Genomic DNA, 18,079 nt, shown 5'->3' with positions numbered 1-18,079 from the left:
GCCGCTACTTCGTCAGGTCGGCCAGTTCCTGGTCCGTGACCGTCGCGATCCTGCGGCGCAGCGCGAACCAGCCGCCGACGAGCAGCGCGGCCACCACCGGGATCAGGAGCAGCGTCTTGCGGCCGACCTCGGGGTCGTTCCACATCAGGCCGAGCACGGCCACCAGGAAGGCCACGGTCACGATCTCCGTCACGGGGCTGCCGGGCAGCCGGAAGGACGGCCGGGTGACCAGCCCCGCCTTGGCGCGGCGGACGAAGATCAGGTGACAGATCATGATGATTACCCAGGTGCTGATGATGCCGAGGGACGCCACGTTCAGCACGATCTCGAAGGCCTGGCTGGGCATGAGGTAGTTCAGGCCGACACCGAGCACACAGACCGCGCAGGTCAGGAGGATGCCGCCGTACGGGACCTGGCTGCGGTTCATCCGCGCCGTGAACTTGGGCGCCGAACCCGCCACGGCCATCGAGCGCAGGATGCGGCCGGTGGAGTAGAGGCCGGAGTTCAGCGAGGACATCGCGGCGGTCAGCACGACCAGGTTCATCACGTCGCCGGCGCCCTGGACGCCGATCTTCGACAGCACGGTGACGAAGGGGCTCTCGTCGCCGGAGTACACGGAACCCGGCAGCAGCAGCGCGAGCAGGACCACCGAGCCGACGTAGAAGAGACCCACTCGCCACATGATCGAGTTCACCGCGCGCGGGACGACCTTCTCCGGCTCCGCGGTCTCACCCGCGGCGACACCGACCAGTTCGAGCGCCGCGTAGGCGAAGATCACGCCCTGCATCACGAGGACGACGGGCATGATGCCGTGCGGGAAGACACCGCCGTGGTCGCTGATCACGCTCAGGCCCGGCGTATGGCCGCCGACCTTGTGCTGCGTGGCCAGCAGGAAGATACCGACGAGCATGAAGCTCACCAGCGTGGCGACCTTGATGATCGCGAACCAGAACTCCATCTCGCCGAAGATCTTCACCGAGATCAGGTTCACGGCCAGGACGACCGCGAGGGCGATCAGGGCGAGCACCCACTGCGGGATGGAGGTGAAGAAGCTCCAGTAGTGGGTGTACAGCGCGATCGCGGTGATGTCGGCGATACCGGTCGTCGACCAGTTGAGGAAGTACATCCAGCCGGCGACGTAGGCGCCCTTCTCGCCGAGGAACTCGCGCGCGTACGACACGAAGGACCCCGAGGAGGGCCGGTAGAGCACCAGCTCACCGAGGGCACGGACGACGAAGAAGGCGAAGACGCCGCACACCAGGTACGCCACCGCGAGGGCGGGTCCCGCGCTGTGCAGCCGGCCGCCGGCGCCCAGGAAGAGACCCGTGCCGATCGCTCCGCCGATCGCGATCATGTTGACGTGGCGGGCTTTGAGGTCCTTGCTGTAGCCGGCATCGCCCGCGTCCGCGGGCGTCCGGGTCGCATCTTGGTGGGATGCAACCGCGGCCGTGTTCACGGCGTCCTTGCTCAAGTGGATCTACTCTCTGGTGCGCCCGCACGGGGGTGATGCGCGGGTGTCCGGATGGGGCTCGGCCCTGCGAACCGCTGGCGCGGCACAGACCAAGGCGCCACTTTCCCTCGTAGATCACCCGGTATGCGATGGCGCACGTCACATAGCGGCACTTCTCACATGATCGCCACATTCCCGTTGCCTGCTCGCCACAAAGCCGTGCTGAGTCCACTCCGGTGTCACAGTGGCGGTGGGACAGCGATACTGCTGCACATGACGACCGAGACCGAGGAGCCGACACTCACCGTCGACGAGCTGGCAGCGCGCGCGGGCGTCACGGTCCGCACCGTCCGCTTCTACAGCGCGAAGGGTCTGCTTCCGCCGCCCGTCATCGGCCCCCGGCGGGTGGGCCGCTATGGCCAGGCGCACCTGGCCCGGCTCGCTCTCATCGAGGAGCTGCAGCGCCAGGGCATGACACTGGCCGCGATCGAGCGCCATCTGCGGCAGCTGCCGGCCGACGTGAGCGCGCGGGATCTCGCCATCCATCGCGCGGTCGTGGCGTCCTGGGCACCGGACACCGTCGAGACGATGACACGCGAGGAGCTTCAGCGGCGGGCCGGGCGACCGCTCGGCGAGCAGGATCTGGAGCGGCTGGCGGCGATGAGCGTGGCCGTGCCGCACGAAGGCGGAGACGAGGGCGACGACGCGTACCGCGTGGATCCGGGGCTGTTGCGGCTCGGTGTCGAGCTGCTCGATGTGCCTCTCGGTCTGGACACGGTCCTCGCCGCCCGGGGGGTGCTGATCGAGCACTCGCGGGCGGCGGCGCGCCAGCTGTCGCGGCTGTTGCGTGAGGCAGTATCCGAACGCGACTCCACGGAGGTGAAGTCGCTCTCGGCCCATATGCAGCCGCTGGTGGTGCAGGCCCTGCTCACCACGTTCCAGCGCTCCCTGCGGGAGGAGCTGCGCGAGTGGCTCACGGACGGGGAGCAGCCCACCGGGGAGTCCTGAACGACGGGGAGGGGGCCCGGTGTGGAACCGGGCCCCCCGAGGTCACCGCGGGCTCAGCGCGCGTCGGTGAAGCGCTCGCCCTTCTCCGCCTTCTCCACCAGCAGAGCGGGCGGCGTGAACCGCTCGCCGTAGCGCTCGGCCAGCTCGCGGGAGCGTGCGACGAAGCCGGGCAGGCCGCCCTCGTAGCCGTTGATGTACTGCAGGATGCCGCCGGTCCAGCCGGGGAAGCCGATACCGAAGATCGAGCCGATGTTGGCGTCGGCGACCGAGGTCAGCACGCCCTCCTCCAGGAGCCGGACGGTGTCCAGCGCCTCGGAGAACAGCATGCGCTCCTTCATGTCCTCGAACGGGATCTCGTGGCCCGCCTTGGTGAAGTGCTCACGCAGTCCCGGCCAGAGCTTGCCGCGCTTGCCGTCCTCCCCGTACTCGTAGAAGCCCGCCCCGCCGCTGCGGCCGGGGCGCCCGAACTCGTCCACCATCTTGTCGATGACGACCTCGGCCGGGTGCGGCGTGTAGGTGCCGCCCGCCTCCTCGACGGCCCGCTTCGACTCGTTGCGGATCTTGCGCGGCAGGGTGAGCGTCAGCTCGTCCATCAGGGACAGCACCTTGGCGGGGTAGCCCGCCTGGGCGGCGGCCTGCTCGATGGAGGCGGGCTCGATGCCCTCGCCGACCATCGCGACACCCTCGTTGATGAAGTGGCCGATGACCCGGGAGGTGAAGAAGCCGCGCGAGTCGTTGACCACGATCGGGGTCTTGTTGATCTGCCGGACCAGGTCGAAGGCGCGCGCCAGCGCCTCGTCACCGGTCCGCTCGCCCTTGATGATCTCGACGAGCGGCATCTTGTCGACGGGCGAGAAGAAGTGCAGCCCGATGAAGTCCGACTGCCGCTGCACGCCCTCGGCGAGCACGGTGATCGGCAACGTCGAGGTGTTCGAGCACAGCAGCGCGTCCGGGGCGACGACGTTCTCGATCTCCTGGAACACCTTGTGCTTGAGCGCCGGGTCCTCGAACACGGCCTCGATGACGGCGTCGCAGCCCGCGAGGTCGGCGGCCTCTGCGGTGGGGGTGATGCGGGCGAGGAGGGCGTCCGCCTTCTCCTGGGTCGTGCGGCCCTTCGCCACGGCCTTGGCGCACAGCTTCTCGGAGTAGCCCTTGCCCTTGGCGGCGGCTTCCGCGGAGACGTCCTTGAGAACGACCTCGATGCCCGCGCGGGCGCACGAGTAGGCGATGCCCGCGCCCATCATGCCGGCGCCGAGGACGGCGACCTTGGTGACCTTGCGGGGCTCGATCCCCTTCGGGCGGTTGACGCCGGAGTTGACGGCCTGGAGGTCGAAGAAGAACGCCTGGATCATGTTCTTCGAGGTCTGCCCGGCGGCCAGCTCGGTGAAGTAACGGGTCTCGATGACCTGGGCGGTCTCGAAGTCGACCTGGGAGCCCTCGACGGCCGCCGCGAGGATGTTGCGCGGGGCCGGGTAGGGGGCGCCGTTCAGCTGCTTCTTGAGGGTGGCCGGGAACGCGGGCAGGTTGGCCGCGAACTTCGGGTTGGACGGCGTGCCGCCCGGGATCTTGTAGCCCGGCTTGTCCCAGGGCTGCTGGGACTCGGGGTTGGCCTCGATGAAAGCGCGGGCCTTGGCCAGCATCTCCTCGGGAGTGGCGGCCACTTCGTGGACGAGGCCGTTCTCCTGGGCGCGCAGCGCGTTGTACTGCGTGCCCTGCAGGAGGACCTTCAGCAGGGCATCGGCGATGCCCAGCAGGCGCACGGTGCGCACGACTCCGCCGCCGCCGGGGAGTAGACCGAGGGTGACCTCGGGGCAGCCGATCTTGGTGCCGGAGGTGTCGAGGGCGACGCGGTGGTGGCAGGCGAGCGCGAGTTCGAAGCCGCCGCCGAGGGCTGCGCCGTTGATGGCCGCGACGACCGGCTTGCCGAGGGTCTCGATGCGACGCAGGTTGCGCTTGATGGCGAGGCCGCCGTCGAACATGTCCTGGGCGGTCTCGGGGGTGACCTGGATCAGGTCACGCAGGTCGCCCCCCGCGAAGAACGTCTTCTTGGCGGAGGTGAGGATGACGCCCCGGATCGAGTCCTTCTCGGCTTCGAGCCGGTCGGCGACGGCAGCGAGGGACTCGCGGAACGCCGCGTTCATGGTGTTCGCGGACTGGTTGGGATCGTCCAGGACGAGGGTGACGATCCCGGTGTCGTCCTGCTCCCAGCGGATGGTGGTGGATTCAGTGCTCATCAGGGGTGCTCCGTATGATCCGTTCGATCCGTTGGGGGAGGTCAGACGCGCTCGACGATGGTGGCGATGCCCATGCCGCCGCCCACGCACAGCGTGGCCAGGCCGTACCGCTTGTCCTGTCGCTCCAGCTCGTCCACCAGCGTGCCGAGGATCATGGCGCCCGTCGCGCCGAGCGGGTGCCCCAGGGCGATCGCGCCACCGTTGACGTTGATCTTGTCCAGGGACAGACCCATGTCCTTCGCGAAGCGCAGCACGACCGCGGCGAACGCCTCGTTGATCTCGACCAGGTCGATGTCGTCGATCGTCAGCCCAGCCTTGGCGAGCGCCTTGCGGGTGGCGGGTGCGGGGCCGGTCAGCATGATCGTCGGCTCGGAGCCGGAGACCGCCGCCGAGACGATCCGGGCCCGGGGCCGCAGTCCGTACCGCTCGCCGACCTCCTTCGAGCCGATGGCGACGAGGGCCGCGCCGTCCACGATGCCGGAGGAGTTGCCCGCGTGGTGGACATGGTCGATCTGCTCGACCCAGTGGTACTTCTGCAGCGCCACCGCGTCGAAGCCGCCCAGCTCGCCGATGTCCGCGAACGACGGCTTGAGCTTCGCGAGCGAGTCGGCCGTGGTGCCGGGCCGCATGTGCTCGTCGTGGTCGAGGACGACGAGACCGCTGCGGTCGGTCACGGGGACCAGGGACTTCTCGAAGCGGCTGTCCTTCCAGGCGGCCGCGGCCCGCTCCTGGGAGAGTGCGGCGTACTCGTCGACGTCCCGCCGGGAGAAGCCCTCGATGGTGGCGATGAGGTCGGCGCTGATGCCCTGCGGCACGAAGTTGGCGGCCATGTTGGTCATCGGGTCGGCGAACCAGGCACCGCCGTCCGAGGCCATCGGCACCCGCGACATCGACTCGACGCCGCCCGCGAGCACCAGGTCCTCCCAGCCCGAGCGGACCTTCGCGGCGGCCAGGTTGACGGCCTCGAGACCGGAGGCACAGAAGCGGTTCTCCTGGACGCCGGCCACCGTCTCGGGCAGGCCCGCGGCGATCGCGGCGATCCGGGCGATGTCGGAACCCTGGTCGCCGACCGGGCTGACGACACCGAGCACGACGTCGTCGATCGCGGCCGGGTCGAGGTCCGGGAAACGCCGCCGGATCTCGTGGATCAGTCCCACCACCAGGTCGATGGGCTTGGTGCCGTGCAGGGCGCCGTTCGCCTTGCCGCGCCCGCGCGGGGTGCGGATCGCGTCGTACACATACGCTTCGGTGCTCACTGGTAAGCCTTTCGGGAGGGTCGGCCGAGCGTGGGACTGCCGGGGATCCTCTTCAGGATCCCGGTGGTCCCGTCGTGAATGGTCGGGATACGGCCGTCGGTGCGGGCCCCGGCGGCACGGGGGACGCGGTGTTCCGTCGTCATCCGTCGTCCTCCCCTACGAGCCGGGGTACGTCCCAGTCACGCGCGACGTCCTCGGTGTCGGCGCCGGGTCGTGCCGGTCCGCCGCGTACCGCCGTCCGGGTGACCGAGAAGCGGGGTGCCGGTGCGGGCTGGGTTATGCCGCCGACGTCGGTGAAGGTGCCGCGGGCCGCGAGGTGGGGGTGGGCCGGGGCCTCACGGAGGGAGAGGACGGGCGCCACACAGGCGTCGGATCCCTCGAAGTGGGCGGTCCACTCCGCGCGGGTGCGCGTCTTGAAACGGGCGGCGACGGCCTCGCGCAGTTCGCCCCAGCGGGCCATGTCCTTGCGGGCCGGGGCCTGGCCGCCGAGGCCCAGCAGCTCCACGAACTCCTCGTAGAACTGCGGCTCCAGGGCGCCCACCGCCATGTACTGTCCGTCGGCCGTCTCGTAGGTGCCGTAGAAGGGGCAGCCGCCGTCGAGGAGGTTGGCGCCGCGGCGGTCCTGCCAGCCGCCGGCCGCGAGCATGCCGTGGATCATCGAGGCCAGATGCGCGGCGCCGTCGACGATCGCGGCGTCCACGACCTGTCCGGCGCCCGTCGCACGGGCGTGGTGGAGGGCGGCGAGGACACCGACGACCAGATAGAGCGAGCCGCCCGCATAGTCGCCGACGAGGTTGGCGGGGACGGCGGGCGGCGCGTCCGGGGCGCCGATCAGGCCGAGGGTGCCGGTGACCGCGATGTACGCGATGTCGTGCCCGGCGCGCGGGGCCAGCGGGCCCTCCTGTCCCCAGCCGGTCATCCGGCCGTAGACGAGGCTCGGGTTGCGCGCGTGGCAGGTCTCGGGGCCGACGCCCAGGCGCTCGGCCACACCGGGGCGGTAGCCCTCGATGAGGATGTCGGCGCGTTCCACCAGGTCGAGGACGCTCGCGAGCCCCTGCTCGGACTTCAGGTCGACGATCACCGAGCGCTTACCGCGGTTGGTGATGTCGAAGTCGGGGTCGATCGCGAGGCCCGAGCCGTTCGGCCGCTCGACCCGCACGACGTCGGCGCCGAGGTCGGCGAGGAGCATGGCGGCGAACGGGCCGGGCCCGATGCCCGCCAGTTCGACGACACGCACGCCGGTCAGGGGCCCCTGCCCCGGCGACCCTGCCATTGCCATCAGGCCCCCAGCTTCGTGACATCACCGATGTGACACCACTGATGTTAAGAACGTGTTCCAGCACGGGCAAGAGCGAGCGAGCAAGCGCTTAGTCAAATTAGCTCACAAACCGTCCGGGCGGCACACCTGCCGACACCCGGATGGACGAATCGCCTGGTCGTAGGCCTCGCGCCGACCTCGCCGCTCGATGACCCGCCTCTCACGCTAGCCTCAGCCACCGACAACGGCACGGGCGGAGAGGTGTCATGGGCAGGCTGAAGACGGAGCGCGCGTACGACGTCGTGCTGTTCGGCGCCACGGGTTTCGTGGGCGCGCTCACCGCGCGGTACCTGGCCGCGCACGCCCCCGAAGGGCTGCGCTGGGCCCTGGCGGGCCGCAGCACCGAGAAGCTGGAGCGACTGCGGGAGCAGCTGGCCGGACCCGCCGAGCCCGGTGTGCTGCGGGCCGACGTCGCGGATCCTCGATCGCTGCGGGAACTCGCCCGCTCCGCGCGCGTACTCGCCACCACCGTCGGGCCCTATCTGGAGTACGGCGGGGAGCTGGTGGCGGCCTGCGCCGACGCGGGCACCGACTATCTGGACCTCAGCGGCGAGGCCGAGTTCGTCGACCTCGTCTATGTACGGCACGACGCACGCGCGCGGGAGACGGGCGCACGCCTCGTGCACGCGTGCGGCTTCGACTCCGTTCCGCACGACCTGGGGGCGTACTTCACCGTCCAGCAACTCCCCGAGGGAGTGCCGCTGAGCGTCGACGGGTTCGTCCGCGCGGAGGCGATGTTCTCGGGCGGCACGTTCGCCTCCGCGCTCGGCCAGATGGCGCGCGGACCGCACATGCTGGCGGCGGCCCGGGACCGCGTACGGCACGAGCCGCGCCTGCTGGGACGGCGGGCGCAGGCTCCCCTCGGCGCGCCGCGGTTCGCGAAGGAGGTCGGCGCCTGGGCGCTGCCGCTGCCCACCATCGACGCCCAGGTGGTGCGCCGCTCGGCCCGGGTGCTGGAGCGGTACGGTCCGGACTTCCGCTACCGGCACTACGCGGCCGTCGAGACCCTGCCCTACGCGCTGGGCGGAGTCATGGCCGCGGGCGCGCTGTTCACGGCCGCGCAGCTGCCGCCCGCCAGGCGGTGGCTCTCGGACCGGCTCAGGCCCGGCGACGGGCCGGATCCCGAGAAGCGGGCCAGGAGCTGGTTCACGGTGCGGTTCGTGGGCGAGGGCGGCGGGCGGCGCGTGTTCACGGAGGTCGCTGGCGGGGACCCGGGCTACGACGAGACGGCGAAGATGTTCGCCGAGTCGGCCCTGTCCCTCGCGCTCGACGAGCTGCCGGACACCTCCGGCCAGGTGACCACAGCCGAAGCCCTGGGCAACGCCCTCATCGAGCGCCTCCGCGCGGCGGGCATCACCTTCCGGGTGGCGGCGCGCCAGTAGCGCCGCTGTGCCGGGGGCCCGGTGCCGCGCTCAGCTCGGCGCGCCCGCCCGGCCCACCGTCTCCTTCAGGGCGCGGCGGCACAGGGCGTCCGCGCGCCGGGTGGACTCGGGCAGCCGGTACTTCGGTGCGAGCGCGAGGGTGTGGGCGCAGGCGCGGTCGAGGCCGACGCGGTGTCCGACCGAGACGAACACCGGTTTGACGCCCGCCTGGGTACGCACGGCCCGGCCGACCTCGTCCGGGCCGGCGCGCAGGGAGCTGGTGCTCCCGCGCGGCCGGTCCGGCTCCTCGTAGGTGAAGGTGAAGGGGTTCTTGGCCACGCCGATCGTGGGGAGCCCGGTGAGGACACCGAGGTGGCTGGCCAGCCCGAAGCGGCGGGGGTGGGCGAGGCCGTAGCCGTCGCACACCACCAGCCCGGGGTCCCGGTCGAGTACGTCCAGGGCGGCCAGCACGGTGGGCACCTCGCGGAAGGCGAGGAGGCCGGGCACATAGGGGAAGGAGACCTCGCCGACCGCGGTGGCCTCGGCGAGCACCTCCAGCGTGGCCGCGTCCAGGACGACGGCCGCCGCCGCGACCACCCCGCGCTCGTCGTCGTAGGCCACATCGACCCCGGTCACCCGGCCGGTTCCGGGCGGCGGCCCCGGCTCGTCGAGGACCACCCGGCCGCGCAACTCGTCCTGTGCGGCCCGGGCTTCTTCTTCGCTCGCGGGCCAGCCCGCGGGGATGCGTACGATCGTCATGGTGCGTCGAGCGTACGGCCCCGCGGCTCGGTGTCACTTGCCCAGCGCACGCTTCAGTTCGCTCTTGTTCATGTCCGAACGGCCTCGGATGTTGCGCTGCTTGGCCTCCTCGTAGAGCTGGTCGTAGGTCGGCCCCTGGGAGCCGTGGCCCGAGCGCTGTCCGCCGCGCCTGCCGGACGACATGTCCTGGGTGGACGTGCGGCTCGCGGTCTTGGACTCGCCGGAGCGGGCGCGTTCCTTGTTCACGGTGCGGGCCGCGATCTCCTCGGCGCGCCCCTTGCTCTCCCCCCGGTCGAGCGCGCTCTCCTTGATGTGCTCGTACTGACGTTCCCGCTTGGGGCTGGAGCCACGTGGCATGACCGGTCACTTCCTCTCGGTGCGGATGCCGGCCGAGTACCCCCTATCGACCGGGAACACCGGTCAGGGCTCCAGCCGGGCGGCCCTCCCCTTCTCGCCGGAGGCCCAGCAGACCCGGTCGGGGGCGCAGTTCACGGTGTCGTACGACCCGGTGTCGACGGTCTTCCAGGTGCGGCCGCCGTCCGTGGTGAGGTCGGTGCCGGTCGGGCCGACGGCAAGTGCGGTCGTGCGGCTGTGCGGGAGCCAGCTGACACCGGAGCGGTAGGCCTGCGGGGGCTGGGCGGAGGGCGTCCAGGTGCGGCCGCCGTCCCGGCTCACCGCGGCGGCGCGGGGTGACGGCTGGTCGGGGCGGTAGTCGCCGCCGACCGCCAGGCCGTGCGTGCGGTCGCGGAAGGCGAGCGCGAAGACACCGCGTGCCGGATCGCCCGCGGGGACCGGTGTGTCGGCGGCGGTCCAGGTCACGCCGCGGTCCGCGGAGTGGAGCACGCGCGCGTGGGCGCCGCCGCCGGTGGCGAGCCATACGTCGTGCGCCCCCGAGGTGACCAGACACTGGCCACTGGCCGCGAAGCCGGCCTCGCCGTCCTGGGCGGCGGGCATCCCGGCGCCGGGCAGAACCGTCCAGGAGCGGCCGCCGTCGCTGGTGGACAGGAGACGGAACCTGCCGTCGACCGGGTCGCTCACGGCGAGACCGCGGCGCCGGTCGAAGAAGGCGAGGCAGTCGTAGAAGGCCTTGGCGTCGGTGTTGCGGAACGTCTCGGTCCAGGTCCGTCCGCCGTCGTCGGTGCGCAGCAGCCGGGAGGCCTCGCCCTCACCGATGGCCAGCACCACCGCGTGCCGGGCGTCGAACGCCTCGATGTCACGGAACTCCAGATCCGCGCCGCCCGGAGGGGAGACGTTCTGCCAGTGCGCGCCGCCGTCGGTGGTGCGCAACACGGTGCCCTTGGATCCGGCCAGCCAGGCGGTGTTCCGGCTGACCGCCGACAGCCCGCGGAAGCGGGCGTCCGTGCCGGTGTCCTTGAGCTGCCAGTGCGGCACCGGCGGCCGCGTCTCGTGCGCCTGCGCGGGCGCCGCCCCCAGCGCGGCGAGCGCCGCCGCACACACTCCCGCGGCCACCGTCCGGCCCGTATGTCCCCTGCTCCCCATGGCTGTCATGGCGCGCGAAGTTAGTCCACCGGTCCGGTGCCGTCCAGATGGCCTCGTGCGGGAACCGTGCGGCCGTACCCGATGTCCTCTCCGGTGTACCGGACACCGCGGGACAGAGAACGATCAGTAACACCCGCCTCAGAAGCATGGTCTCGGTGACAGAGGTCACTCGCAATTCATGTGCACGGATCGGCCGATTCCATCGTCTCTTCAGATGCTCATGCCGCATCCGCCCCAGTCCGTCCAGCCGTCACAAGGGAGCAAGGCGTTGTCCACCCTCATCGAGCAGCCCGTGGAGGCCCGTCTCGTCGCCGCAGCGCCGCGGATGCCGAGCATCCCGGCCATGCTCCACTACGACCGACGCGACCCGTTCGCCGTGCGTATGACCTTCCCGGCGCCCGCTACCCTCGAAGGCGTCGAGGTCTGCTGGACCTTCTCCCGCGAGCTGCTCGCGGGGGGCCTGGAGGGCCCCGAGGGACACGGCGACGTCCGGGTGCGGCCCTACGGCTACGACCGCACCGTCCTGGAGTTCCACGCTCCGGAGGGCACGGCCGTGGTCCATGTGCACTCCAAGGAGATCCGGCACTTTCTGCAGCGGACCACCGAGCTGGTTCCGGCCGGCCTGGAGCATCTGCAGGTGGACCTGGACCACGACCTGGCGGAGCTGATGCGGGACGCGTGCTGAACGCGCCCCGCGGCGGAACCGGTAGCGAGACGCCCCGTGCCGAGGGCGACGGTCAACGGCCCGCGCCCGGTAGCCCGTTCAGCTCGCCGTAGGAGAGTCCGCCGGCCAGCGCCCCGTAGGTTCCCCTGTCCAGCAGCTCCCGCGCGGCACGGTGGACCAGACCATGGGCGGCCTGTGCGACGCCCGACCCGGCACTGACCCGGGCGACCCCGAGGGCGGCGAGTTCGGGGACCGTCGGTGCGCCGGGCCCGATCAGCACGTTCAGCGGCCCCTCGATCCCCTCGACGAGGGCCTTCACGGTAACCGGGTCGACGACCCCGGGCACGAAGACGCCGTCCGCCCCCGCGGCGAGGAAGGCCGCGGCCCGCTCCAGGGTCTCCCCCAGTCCGCCCGCGCCCCTCAGATACGTGTCCACGCGCGCGTTGACGAACAGCGGCACCCCTGCGGCGTCGGCGGCCCCGCGCGCCGCGGCGATGCGCGCCGCCTGTTCCGCGACCGGACGCAGCGGGGCGGCTCCGGCGTACACGCCGTCCTCGATGTTCACGCCGACGGCACCCGCCGCGAGCACCGCCGCGACGGTGTCGGCGACGCCCTCCGCGGCATCCGCGTAACCGGTCTCGATGTCCGCGCTCACGGGTACGGTCACCGCGCCCGCGATGCCCGCCAGGACCCGGAGGGCGTCGTCGCGGGACAGCCGGTCCCCGTCGGCGGTGCCCAGGTCCCAGGCGAGCCCGGCGCTGGTGGTGGCGACGGCTGCCGCGCCCGCCCGCGCGACGAGCCGTGCGCTGACGGTGTCCCAGGCGTTCGGCAGCACCAGAGGCCGGCCGGGGGTGTGCAGGGCGTGGAACGAGAGGGCCTGCTCGCGCAGGAGGGTGGCGTCGGTCATGCACCGAGCCAACCAGCCTGCGGGGGCCATGGCCGGCGGCAATCCGACAGATGCGTACGCCTTCGGGGGGTCAGCCGCCGGTCCGGGCGGGTGGCGCGGCGGCGTCCGGCCCGGACACGGCCGCGCGCACCTCGAGGACGATCCTCGGCAGCACGGGCACCGCGCGGCTCCCGCGGGCCGTCAGGGCCTCGATCCGCTCCCGGTGCCGTTCGCGGTCCGCGGGGCTCGTCACCGTGGGCAGTCCGGCCGCGGCGGCCAGGGCCACGAGGGCCGCGTCCTCCTCGGGGACCTCGGCGACGGGTTCGGGGCCCGTGAGCGTCTGCCGCGCCTCGCGTTGCAGCGCCTCGACCGCCTGCACCCGCTCCAGCGTGTACTCCACGGGCCGGAGGAGCCCGAGACCCCTCCTGCTGTCGGCGCGCAGAAACCCCGCGGCGGCGAGCTGGGGACGGACGGCGTCGAGGGTGACACCGGCGTAGCGGGTCACCCAGGACTCCCAGGGTCGGGGTCCGGACTCCATGACGAGTTCGAGGAGTCCGTCGAGAACGGGGTCGCCACTGTGGGCGTCGAGATCGCGCGGGGCGGCCACACCGTCCGCGTCGACGAGCAGGCCACGCCCCGCCAGCTCGGTCAAGGCGCCCGCCCGCACCAGGGGGGCGAGGCCGGGGTCATGGCGGAGCCTGCGCCGGGTGGTGTCCCAGGCGAGCAGATACAGCCGGGCGGGCAGCGAGGGGGAGCCGTCGGACACGAGGCCTCCTTGCGCTCGGGTTCGATGTGGCATACGGGTGCCCCGTACGGACGCGAATACGAATGCCCGGTACGGAGGTGACGGCGAACCTCCGGTGCGGAAGGGATCACGGACGGGCGGGGGGCGCGAGTGCGCGGCGGGAAGGGGCACCGGGGCGCCGGCCGGACGCGGACGGGGCCGCCGAATATTGCGTTGACACCCCTGGAGCCCCTTCCTACCGTGGAGCACGTCCTGTTGCCGTCGATTGGAGAAGGACGTTGCTCGTCTGAGGTCCTGAGACACCGCGTCACACAGCGCTGTCCGCGTCTGTGTGCGTAGCGTGCGACCTCGGCGTTCGAGCCGTCCTGACTTCCGGCGCGGGATTTCTCCGTGTCCGCGGACCGTCGCCCCCCTTGCGGTGTCTCACACGCGTCGCCCCACCCATTTCGAGCAGTCGCGAGGCCCGCATGTCACATACCCCTGCCATCACCTGCACGTCCCTCTCCTTCTCCTGGCCCGACGGCACCCCCGTCTTCGAGGACCTCCAGCTCGCCTTCGGCCCCGGCAGGACAGGGCTCGTCGGCGTCAACGGAGCAGGAAAGTCAACCTTGTTGAAGCTGATCGCCGGTGAGCTCGTCCCGGCCGAGGGCACCGTGCGCGTCGCCGGTGAGATCGGCTATCTGCCGCAGAACGTCACACTCGACACCGCGCTGCGGGTGGACGAGGCGCTCGGGATCGCCGCGAAGCGCGCCGCGCTGCACGCCATCGAGGCGGGCGACGTGGCCGAGGAGCACTTCGCGGCCGTGGGCGACGACTGGGACGTGGAGGAACGCGCCGAGGCGATGCTCGGTGAGCTCGGGCTCGGTCACATCGGCCCGGACCGCACCATCGGCGAGGTCTCCGGAGGCGAGTCCGTCCTGCTGCGCCTGGCCGCGCTGCTGCTGCGGCGCCCCGACGTGCTCCTGCTCGACGAGCCCACCAACAACCTCGATCTGTACGCACGCCGACGGCTGTACGCGGCGGTCCAGGCATGGTCGGGGGTGATGGTCGTGGTCAGCCACGACCGTGAACTCCTCGATCTGGTCGACCAGATCGCGGATCTGCGCTCCGGGGAGGTCGTCTGGTTCGGTGGCACCTTCTCCGCCTACGAGGAGGCACTGGCGGCCGAGCAGGAGGCGGCGGAGCGCATGGTGCGCGTCGCCGAGGCGGACGTGCGCAAGCAGAAGCGCGAGCTGGCCGACGCCCAGGTCAAACTGGCCCGCCGCAAGCGGTACGGCCAGCGGATGTGGGACAGCAAACGCGAACCGAAGATCGTCATGGGAGGACGCAAACGGGCGGCCCAGGAGTCCGCGGGCAAGCACCGCATCCTGCACGAGGAGCGGCTCGCCGAGGCCAGGGAGCGCCTCGACGAGGCGGCCGGTGCGGTACGGGACGACGACGAGATCCGTGTCGACCTGCCGTACACGGCGGTCCCGCCGGGGCGGTCGGTGCTCACGCTGAGGGATCTGGAACTGACGTACGGCGCGCGGGTGGCCGGCGGTCTCGACCTGCACGGTCCCGAGCGGATCGCGTTGATCGGGCGGAACGGCGCGGGCAAGACCACCCTGCTGCGGACGATCGCCGGCGAGCTCCAGCCGGTGACGGGCGAGGTGACGGCCCATGTGCCGCTGCGTTTCCTGCCGCAGCGGCTGGACGTCCTGGACGACGGGCTGACGGTCGCGCAGAACGTGGCCCGGTTCGCGCCGGGCGCCACCGACAACCGGGTCCGCGCCCGGCTGGCCCGCTTCCTGTTCCGTGGCGCGCGGGCCGACCAGCCGGCCGGGACCCTGTCCGGCGGCGAGCGGTTCCGTGCCGCCCTGGCCGCGCTGATGCTCGCCGAGCCCGCGCCGCAGCTGCTGATGCTGGACGAGCCGACCAACAACCTGGACATGGCGAGCGTGCGGCAGCTGACCACGGCCCTGGAGTCGTACGAGGGAGCGCTGATCGTGGCCACGCACGACATGCCGTTCCTGGAGTCGATCGGCATCACCCGCTGGCTGCTGCTCGACGGCGAACTCACGGAGACCACACCGGAAGCTGTCGGGCGTCCGGCGTAGCAGGGGAGGCGTGCCCCGGGGCTTTGTCCCCGGGGTACGGCCCCTGCATGATGGCGGGCGACACCATCAGCCGAGACGGAGCTCCACGTGCCAAGCAAGAAGGCCCTCGTCCGCCGACCGAGCCCCCGCCTCGCCGAGGGGCTGGTCACTCACGTCCAGCGGGAGAAGGTCGACGTCGACCTCGCCCTGGAGCAGTGGGAGGCGTACACGCAGGCCCTGCGCACGCACGGGTGGGAGACCGTCGAGGTGGAACCCGCCGACGACTGCCCGGACTCGGTGTTCGTCGAGGACGCGGTGGTGATGTACAAGAACGTGGCGCTAATAGCCCGGCCCGGGGCCGATTCCCGGCGCGGGGAGACGGAGGGTGTCGAGGAGGCGGTGGCCCAGCTCGGCTGCTCGGTGAACTGGATCTGGGAGCCGGGCACCCTCGACGGAGGGGACATCCTCAAGGTCGACGACACGATCTACGTCGGTCGCAGCGGCCGTACCAACAGCGCCGCGATCCAGCAGTTGCGCGCGGTCTTCGAACCGCTGGGCGCCCGGGTGGTCGCCGTGCCGGTCACCCGGGTGCTGCACCTGAAGTCGGCGGTCACCGCGCTCCCCGACGGCACCGTTATCGGCCATGTGCCACATGTGGACAAACCGGCGCTGTTTCCGCGTTTCTTGCCGGTGCCGGAGGAGTCCGGTGCGCATGTCGTGCTGCTCGGCGGCGACAAGCTGCTGATGGCTGATAGTGCCCCGAAGACGGCCGAGTTGCTCGCCGACCTCGGACATGAACCGGTCCTGGTGGACATCGGCGAGTTCGAGAAGCTGGAGGGCTGTGTGACGTGCCTCTCGGTGCGGCTGCGGGGGCTGTACGTCTGACCCGCCTGGCGCACGAACCCCTACGACCCCGCTTCCGCAAGGCCCCCGGCATACCCGTCGCCAGCCGTGAGCAGGCCTGACGTCTTATGAGGACCCCTGCCCGAGCAGGGCTTTTACAGCGCGCTTAACCTACGGGTTCGTAACCTACGGCCACGTAGCCTACGATCCCGTAGGTTCCGGCGCCGCTCGCCGGTTTGCTCGACGTCCCCATGGAGTTCCCGTGACGATCACTTCCCCGCACCTCGGCAGCCCGTCCGTCTGGACCGATGCCCGGCTGCTGTACGCCCTGGAGGAAGTGGTCGAAAAGGAGTTGAACCGCCATCTGAAGGTCGCCAAGGACTGGATGCCGCACGAGTACGTGCCGTGGAGCGACGGGCGCAACTTCCCCGGCTTCTTCGAGGACGGCACGGCCTGGGACAAGGAGCAGTCCAAGGTCACCGAGATCGGCCGGATCGCGCTGGTCGTCAATCTGCTGACGGAGGACAACCTCCCCAGCTACCACCACGAGATCGCCTCCCTCTTCGGCCGGGACGGGGCCTGGGGAACCTGGGTGCACCGCTGGACCGCCGAGGAGGGCCGGCACGGCATCGTGATGCGCGACTATCTGCTCGCCTCGCGCGCGGTCGATCCGGACAAGCTGGAACGGTTCCGCATGGCCCACATGAGCGAGGGCTTCACCTCGGACAACGGGCACTCGATGCTGCATTCCGTCGCGTACGTCGCCTTCCAGGAGCTGGCCACCCGCATCTCGCACCGCAACACCGGCCACCAGTCCGGCGACCCGGTCTGCGACCGGATGCTCGCACGCATCGCGACCGACGAGAACCTGCACATGGTCTTCTACCGGAACCTGCTGAAGGCCGCGTTCGAGATCGCGCCCGACCCGACCATGCAGGCGGTCCGGGACGTCGTGGTCAACTTCCGTATGCCGGGCCACGGCATCCCCGGCTTCGAGCGCGCCGCCGCGCAGATGGCGATCGGCGAGGTCTACAACCTGCGCATCCACCACGACGACGTGCTCCAGCCGGTGCTGCGCCATCTGAAGGTCCTGGAGATCGACGGTCTCGGCCCCGAGGGCCGCCGGGCCCAGGAGGAACTCGGCCTGTTCATGGGCGGGCTCGACGCCGAGGCCCTGAAGTTCGACGAGCGGCTGGCGGCGCGCAAGGCTCGCATGGCGGCGCGCGCGGGAGCGTAGTGGGGGCGCTCGGCGCCGCTCCGAACGCAACCTTAACGTCTCGGCAGTAAACGCCAGGCCTCGCCACCCTTTTGCCAGGGGGGAACCATGTATCAGCATGCATATGCCGGTCGGTGTTCCCCCGTGGGCATTCACCCGGCCCAGTCCCCGAACTACGCCTGGTCGGGCCGGGTGGCCCCTGGAGCCTCTGATGACGAATGCGATGTGGACACACGGCGTGGAGTGGCTTGCGGCCGCCACGCCGGACCCTCGGGCGGGCGAGCAGGCGTGGCTGCCGGGTGACGGAACGGTCCTGATGGAGGCCGGGCGCCACTGGGACCTGGTGAGTGTCCCCCGCCAACTCGGCCTGCTCACCCTGGACATCCTGTGGTACGACCCCGCGCGCACCCCCGGGCCGACACTCGTGGACTCGGCGGCGCACCGGGTGGGCTTCCTCGTGCCCCCGGACCCGGCCGGCGACTGGTCCGGGGAGGGGGTCCGGCATGCGAGCAGGGGGGCGTGGGTCGCGGTTCCCCCGCCGCACCGGACGGCCCGCTCGCTGGAGTGGATCGTTCCCCCCGACGCGTGCACGGCGCTGCATCCGCCGGTGATGCTGCGGCTGGCGCTGCGCGAGGCCTACGAGACGCTCGCCGTACTGGCGCCTGTCTGCTAGAAGAGTCATGAAGATCTTGGGGTTCTGGCCCCGCCGCGTGAGCGGTGGGGCCAGACTCTTTGTTGTGGTGATGGGGGAATGGGCCGGGGAG

At 71.4% G+C, this 18,079-nt stretch carries 16 protein-coding genes; 7 read left to right on the top strand and 9 right to left on the bottom strand.

All coding sequences use genetic code 11. The features are described from left to right. Window positions 1–4: 4 nt before the first annotated feature. Window positions 5–1,471, bottom strand: a complete 1,467-nt coding sequence (locus tag ACFYX0_RS35935; RefSeq protein WP_388976969.1) for an amino acid permease — start codon at window positions 1,469–1,471, stop codon at window positions 5–7. A 252-nt stretch (window positions 1,472–1,723) separates the two neighbouring features. Between ACFYX0_RS35935 and ACFYX0_RS35930 the strand changes: the two genes are divergently transcribed. Continuing rightward, a complete protein-coding gene (locus ACFYX0_RS35930; protein WP_355918771.1) occupies window positions 1,724–2,458 on the top strand; it encodes a MerR family transcriptional regulator in 735 nt (244 codons plus the stop codon). A gap of 53 nt (window positions 2,459–2,511) precedes the next feature. On the opposite strand, the gene ACFYX0_RS35925 is transcribed toward ACFYX0_RS35930, so the two are convergent. From ACFYX0_RS35925 to ACFYX0_RS35915, 3 genes are all read right to left on the bottom strand, one after another. Further along, a complete protein-coding gene (locus ACFYX0_RS35925; RefSeq protein ID WP_388976966.1) occupies window positions 2,512–4,692 on the bottom strand; it encodes a 3-hydroxyacyl-CoA dehydrogenase NAD-binding domain-containing protein in 2,181 nt (726 codons plus the stop codon). A 41-nt stretch (window positions 4,693–4,733) separates the two neighbouring features. Then, a complete protein-coding gene (locus ACFYX0_RS35920) occupies window positions 4,734–5,948 on the bottom strand; it encodes an acetyl-CoA C-acetyltransferase (protein WP_355918765.1) in 1,215 nt (404 codons plus the stop codon). 139 nt (window positions 5,949–6,087) lie between these two features. Further along, window positions 6,088–7,221 (bottom strand): CaiB/BaiF CoA transferase family protein, encoded by a 1,134-nt coding sequence (locus ACFYX0_RS35915; RefSeq protein WP_388977023.1) that lies wholly within the window; start codon window positions 7,219–7,221, stop codon window positions 6,088–6,090. A gap of 251 nt (window positions 7,222–7,472) precedes the next feature. On the opposite strand from ACFYX0_RS35915, the gene ACFYX0_RS35910 reads away from it, so the two are divergent. After that, the gene (locus ACFYX0_RS35910) at window positions 7,473–8,648 is read left to right on the top strand and encodes a saccharopine dehydrogenase family protein (RefSeq protein ID WP_388976963.1); all 1,176 of its coding nucleotides are present in this window, start codon (window positions 7,473–7,475) and stop codon (window positions 8,646–8,648) included. 30 nt (window positions 8,649–8,678) lie between these two features. On the opposite strand, the gene ACFYX0_RS35905 is transcribed toward ACFYX0_RS35910, so the two are convergent. The 3 genes from ACFYX0_RS35905 to ACFYX0_RS35895 all read right to left on the bottom strand — a co-directional run bounded on the left by ACFYX0_RS35905 (window position 8,679) and on the right by ACFYX0_RS35895 (window position 10,895). Further along, window positions 8,679–9,386: an endonuclease V gene (locus ACFYX0_RS35905; protein ID WP_388976960.1), complete on the bottom strand. Its 708-nt coding sequence runs from the start codon at window positions 9,384–9,386 to the stop codon at window positions 8,679–8,681. 33 nt (window positions 9,387–9,419) lie between these two features. Next, entirely contained in the window at window positions 9,420–9,743 is a 324-nt protein-coding gene (locus tag ACFYX0_RS35900) for a plasmid stabilization protein (protein WP_355918756.1), read from the bottom strand. 63 nt (window positions 9,744–9,806) lie between these two features. Further along, window positions 9,807–10,895: a WD40/YVTN/BNR-like repeat-containing protein gene (locus ACFYX0_RS35895; RefSeq protein ID WP_388976957.1), complete on the bottom strand. Its 1,089-nt coding sequence runs from the start codon at window positions 10,893–10,895 to the stop codon at window positions 9,807–9,809. 259 nt (window positions 10,896–11,154) lie between these two features. Between ACFYX0_RS35895 and ACFYX0_RS35890 the strand changes: the two genes are divergently transcribed. Continuing rightward, on the top strand, window positions 11,155–11,571 hold the full coding sequence (locus ACFYX0_RS35890) for an SsgA family sporulation/cell division regulator (protein ID WP_388976954.1): 417 nt from the start codon (window positions 11,155–11,157) through the stop codon (window positions 11,569–11,571). Window positions 11,572–11,623: 52 nt separating this feature from the next. Here the strand turns inward: ACFYX0_RS35890 and ACFYX0_RS35885 are convergent, their stop codons facing one another. Beyond that, window positions 11,624–12,457: an isocitrate lyase/phosphoenolpyruvate mutase family protein gene (locus ACFYX0_RS35885; RefSeq protein ID WP_388976951.1), complete on the bottom strand. Its 834-nt coding sequence runs from the start codon at window positions 12,455–12,457 to the stop codon at window positions 11,624–11,626. A gap of 70 nt (window positions 12,458–12,527) precedes the next feature. Beyond that, a complete protein-coding gene (locus tag ACFYX0_RS35880) occupies window positions 12,528–13,202 on the bottom strand; it encodes a GPP34 family phosphoprotein (protein WP_388976948.1) in 675 nt (224 codons plus the stop codon). 446 nt (window positions 13,203–13,648) lie between these two features. Between ACFYX0_RS35880 and ACFYX0_RS35875 the strand changes: the two genes are divergently transcribed. The 4 genes from ACFYX0_RS35875 (at window position 13,649) to ACFYX0_RS35860 (ending at window position 17,988) form a co-directional block, all read left to right on the top strand. Then, entirely contained in the window at window positions 13,649–15,277 is a 1,629-nt protein-coding gene (locus tag ACFYX0_RS35875; RefSeq protein WP_388976945.1) for an ABC-F family ATP-binding cassette domain-containing protein, read from the top strand. 87 nt (window positions 15,278–15,364) lie between these two features. Next, window positions 15,365–16,141 (top strand): dimethylargininase, encoded by a 777-nt coding sequence (ddaH, locus tag ACFYX0_RS35870; RefSeq protein ID WP_388976942.1) that lies wholly within the window; start codon window positions 15,365–15,367, stop codon window positions 16,139–16,141. Between the two features lie 220 nt (window positions 16,142–16,361). Continuing rightward, on the top strand, window positions 16,362–17,336 hold the full coding sequence (locus tag ACFYX0_RS35865) for an acyl-ACP desaturase (RefSeq protein WP_388976939.1): 975 nt from the start codon (window positions 16,362–16,364) through the stop codon (window positions 17,334–17,336). Window positions 17,337–17,526: 190 nt separating this feature from the next. Then, window positions 17,527–17,988, top strand: a complete 462-nt coding sequence (locus tag ACFYX0_RS35860; protein WP_355918736.1) for a hypothetical protein — start codon at window positions 17,527–17,529, stop codon at window positions 17,986–17,988. Window positions 17,989–18,079 lie beyond the last annotated feature (91 nt).

Source organism: Streptomyces sp. NPDC002573, assembly GCF_042889625.1.
In the GTDB taxonomy this organism is placed as follows: Bacteria; Actinomycetota; Actinomycetes; order Streptomycetales; family Streptomycetaceae; genus Streptomyces; species Streptomyces gibsoniae.
The sequence above is the reverse complement of the archived record's forward strand: the minus strand, read 5'-3'. Positions and strand labels throughout refer to the sequence as shown.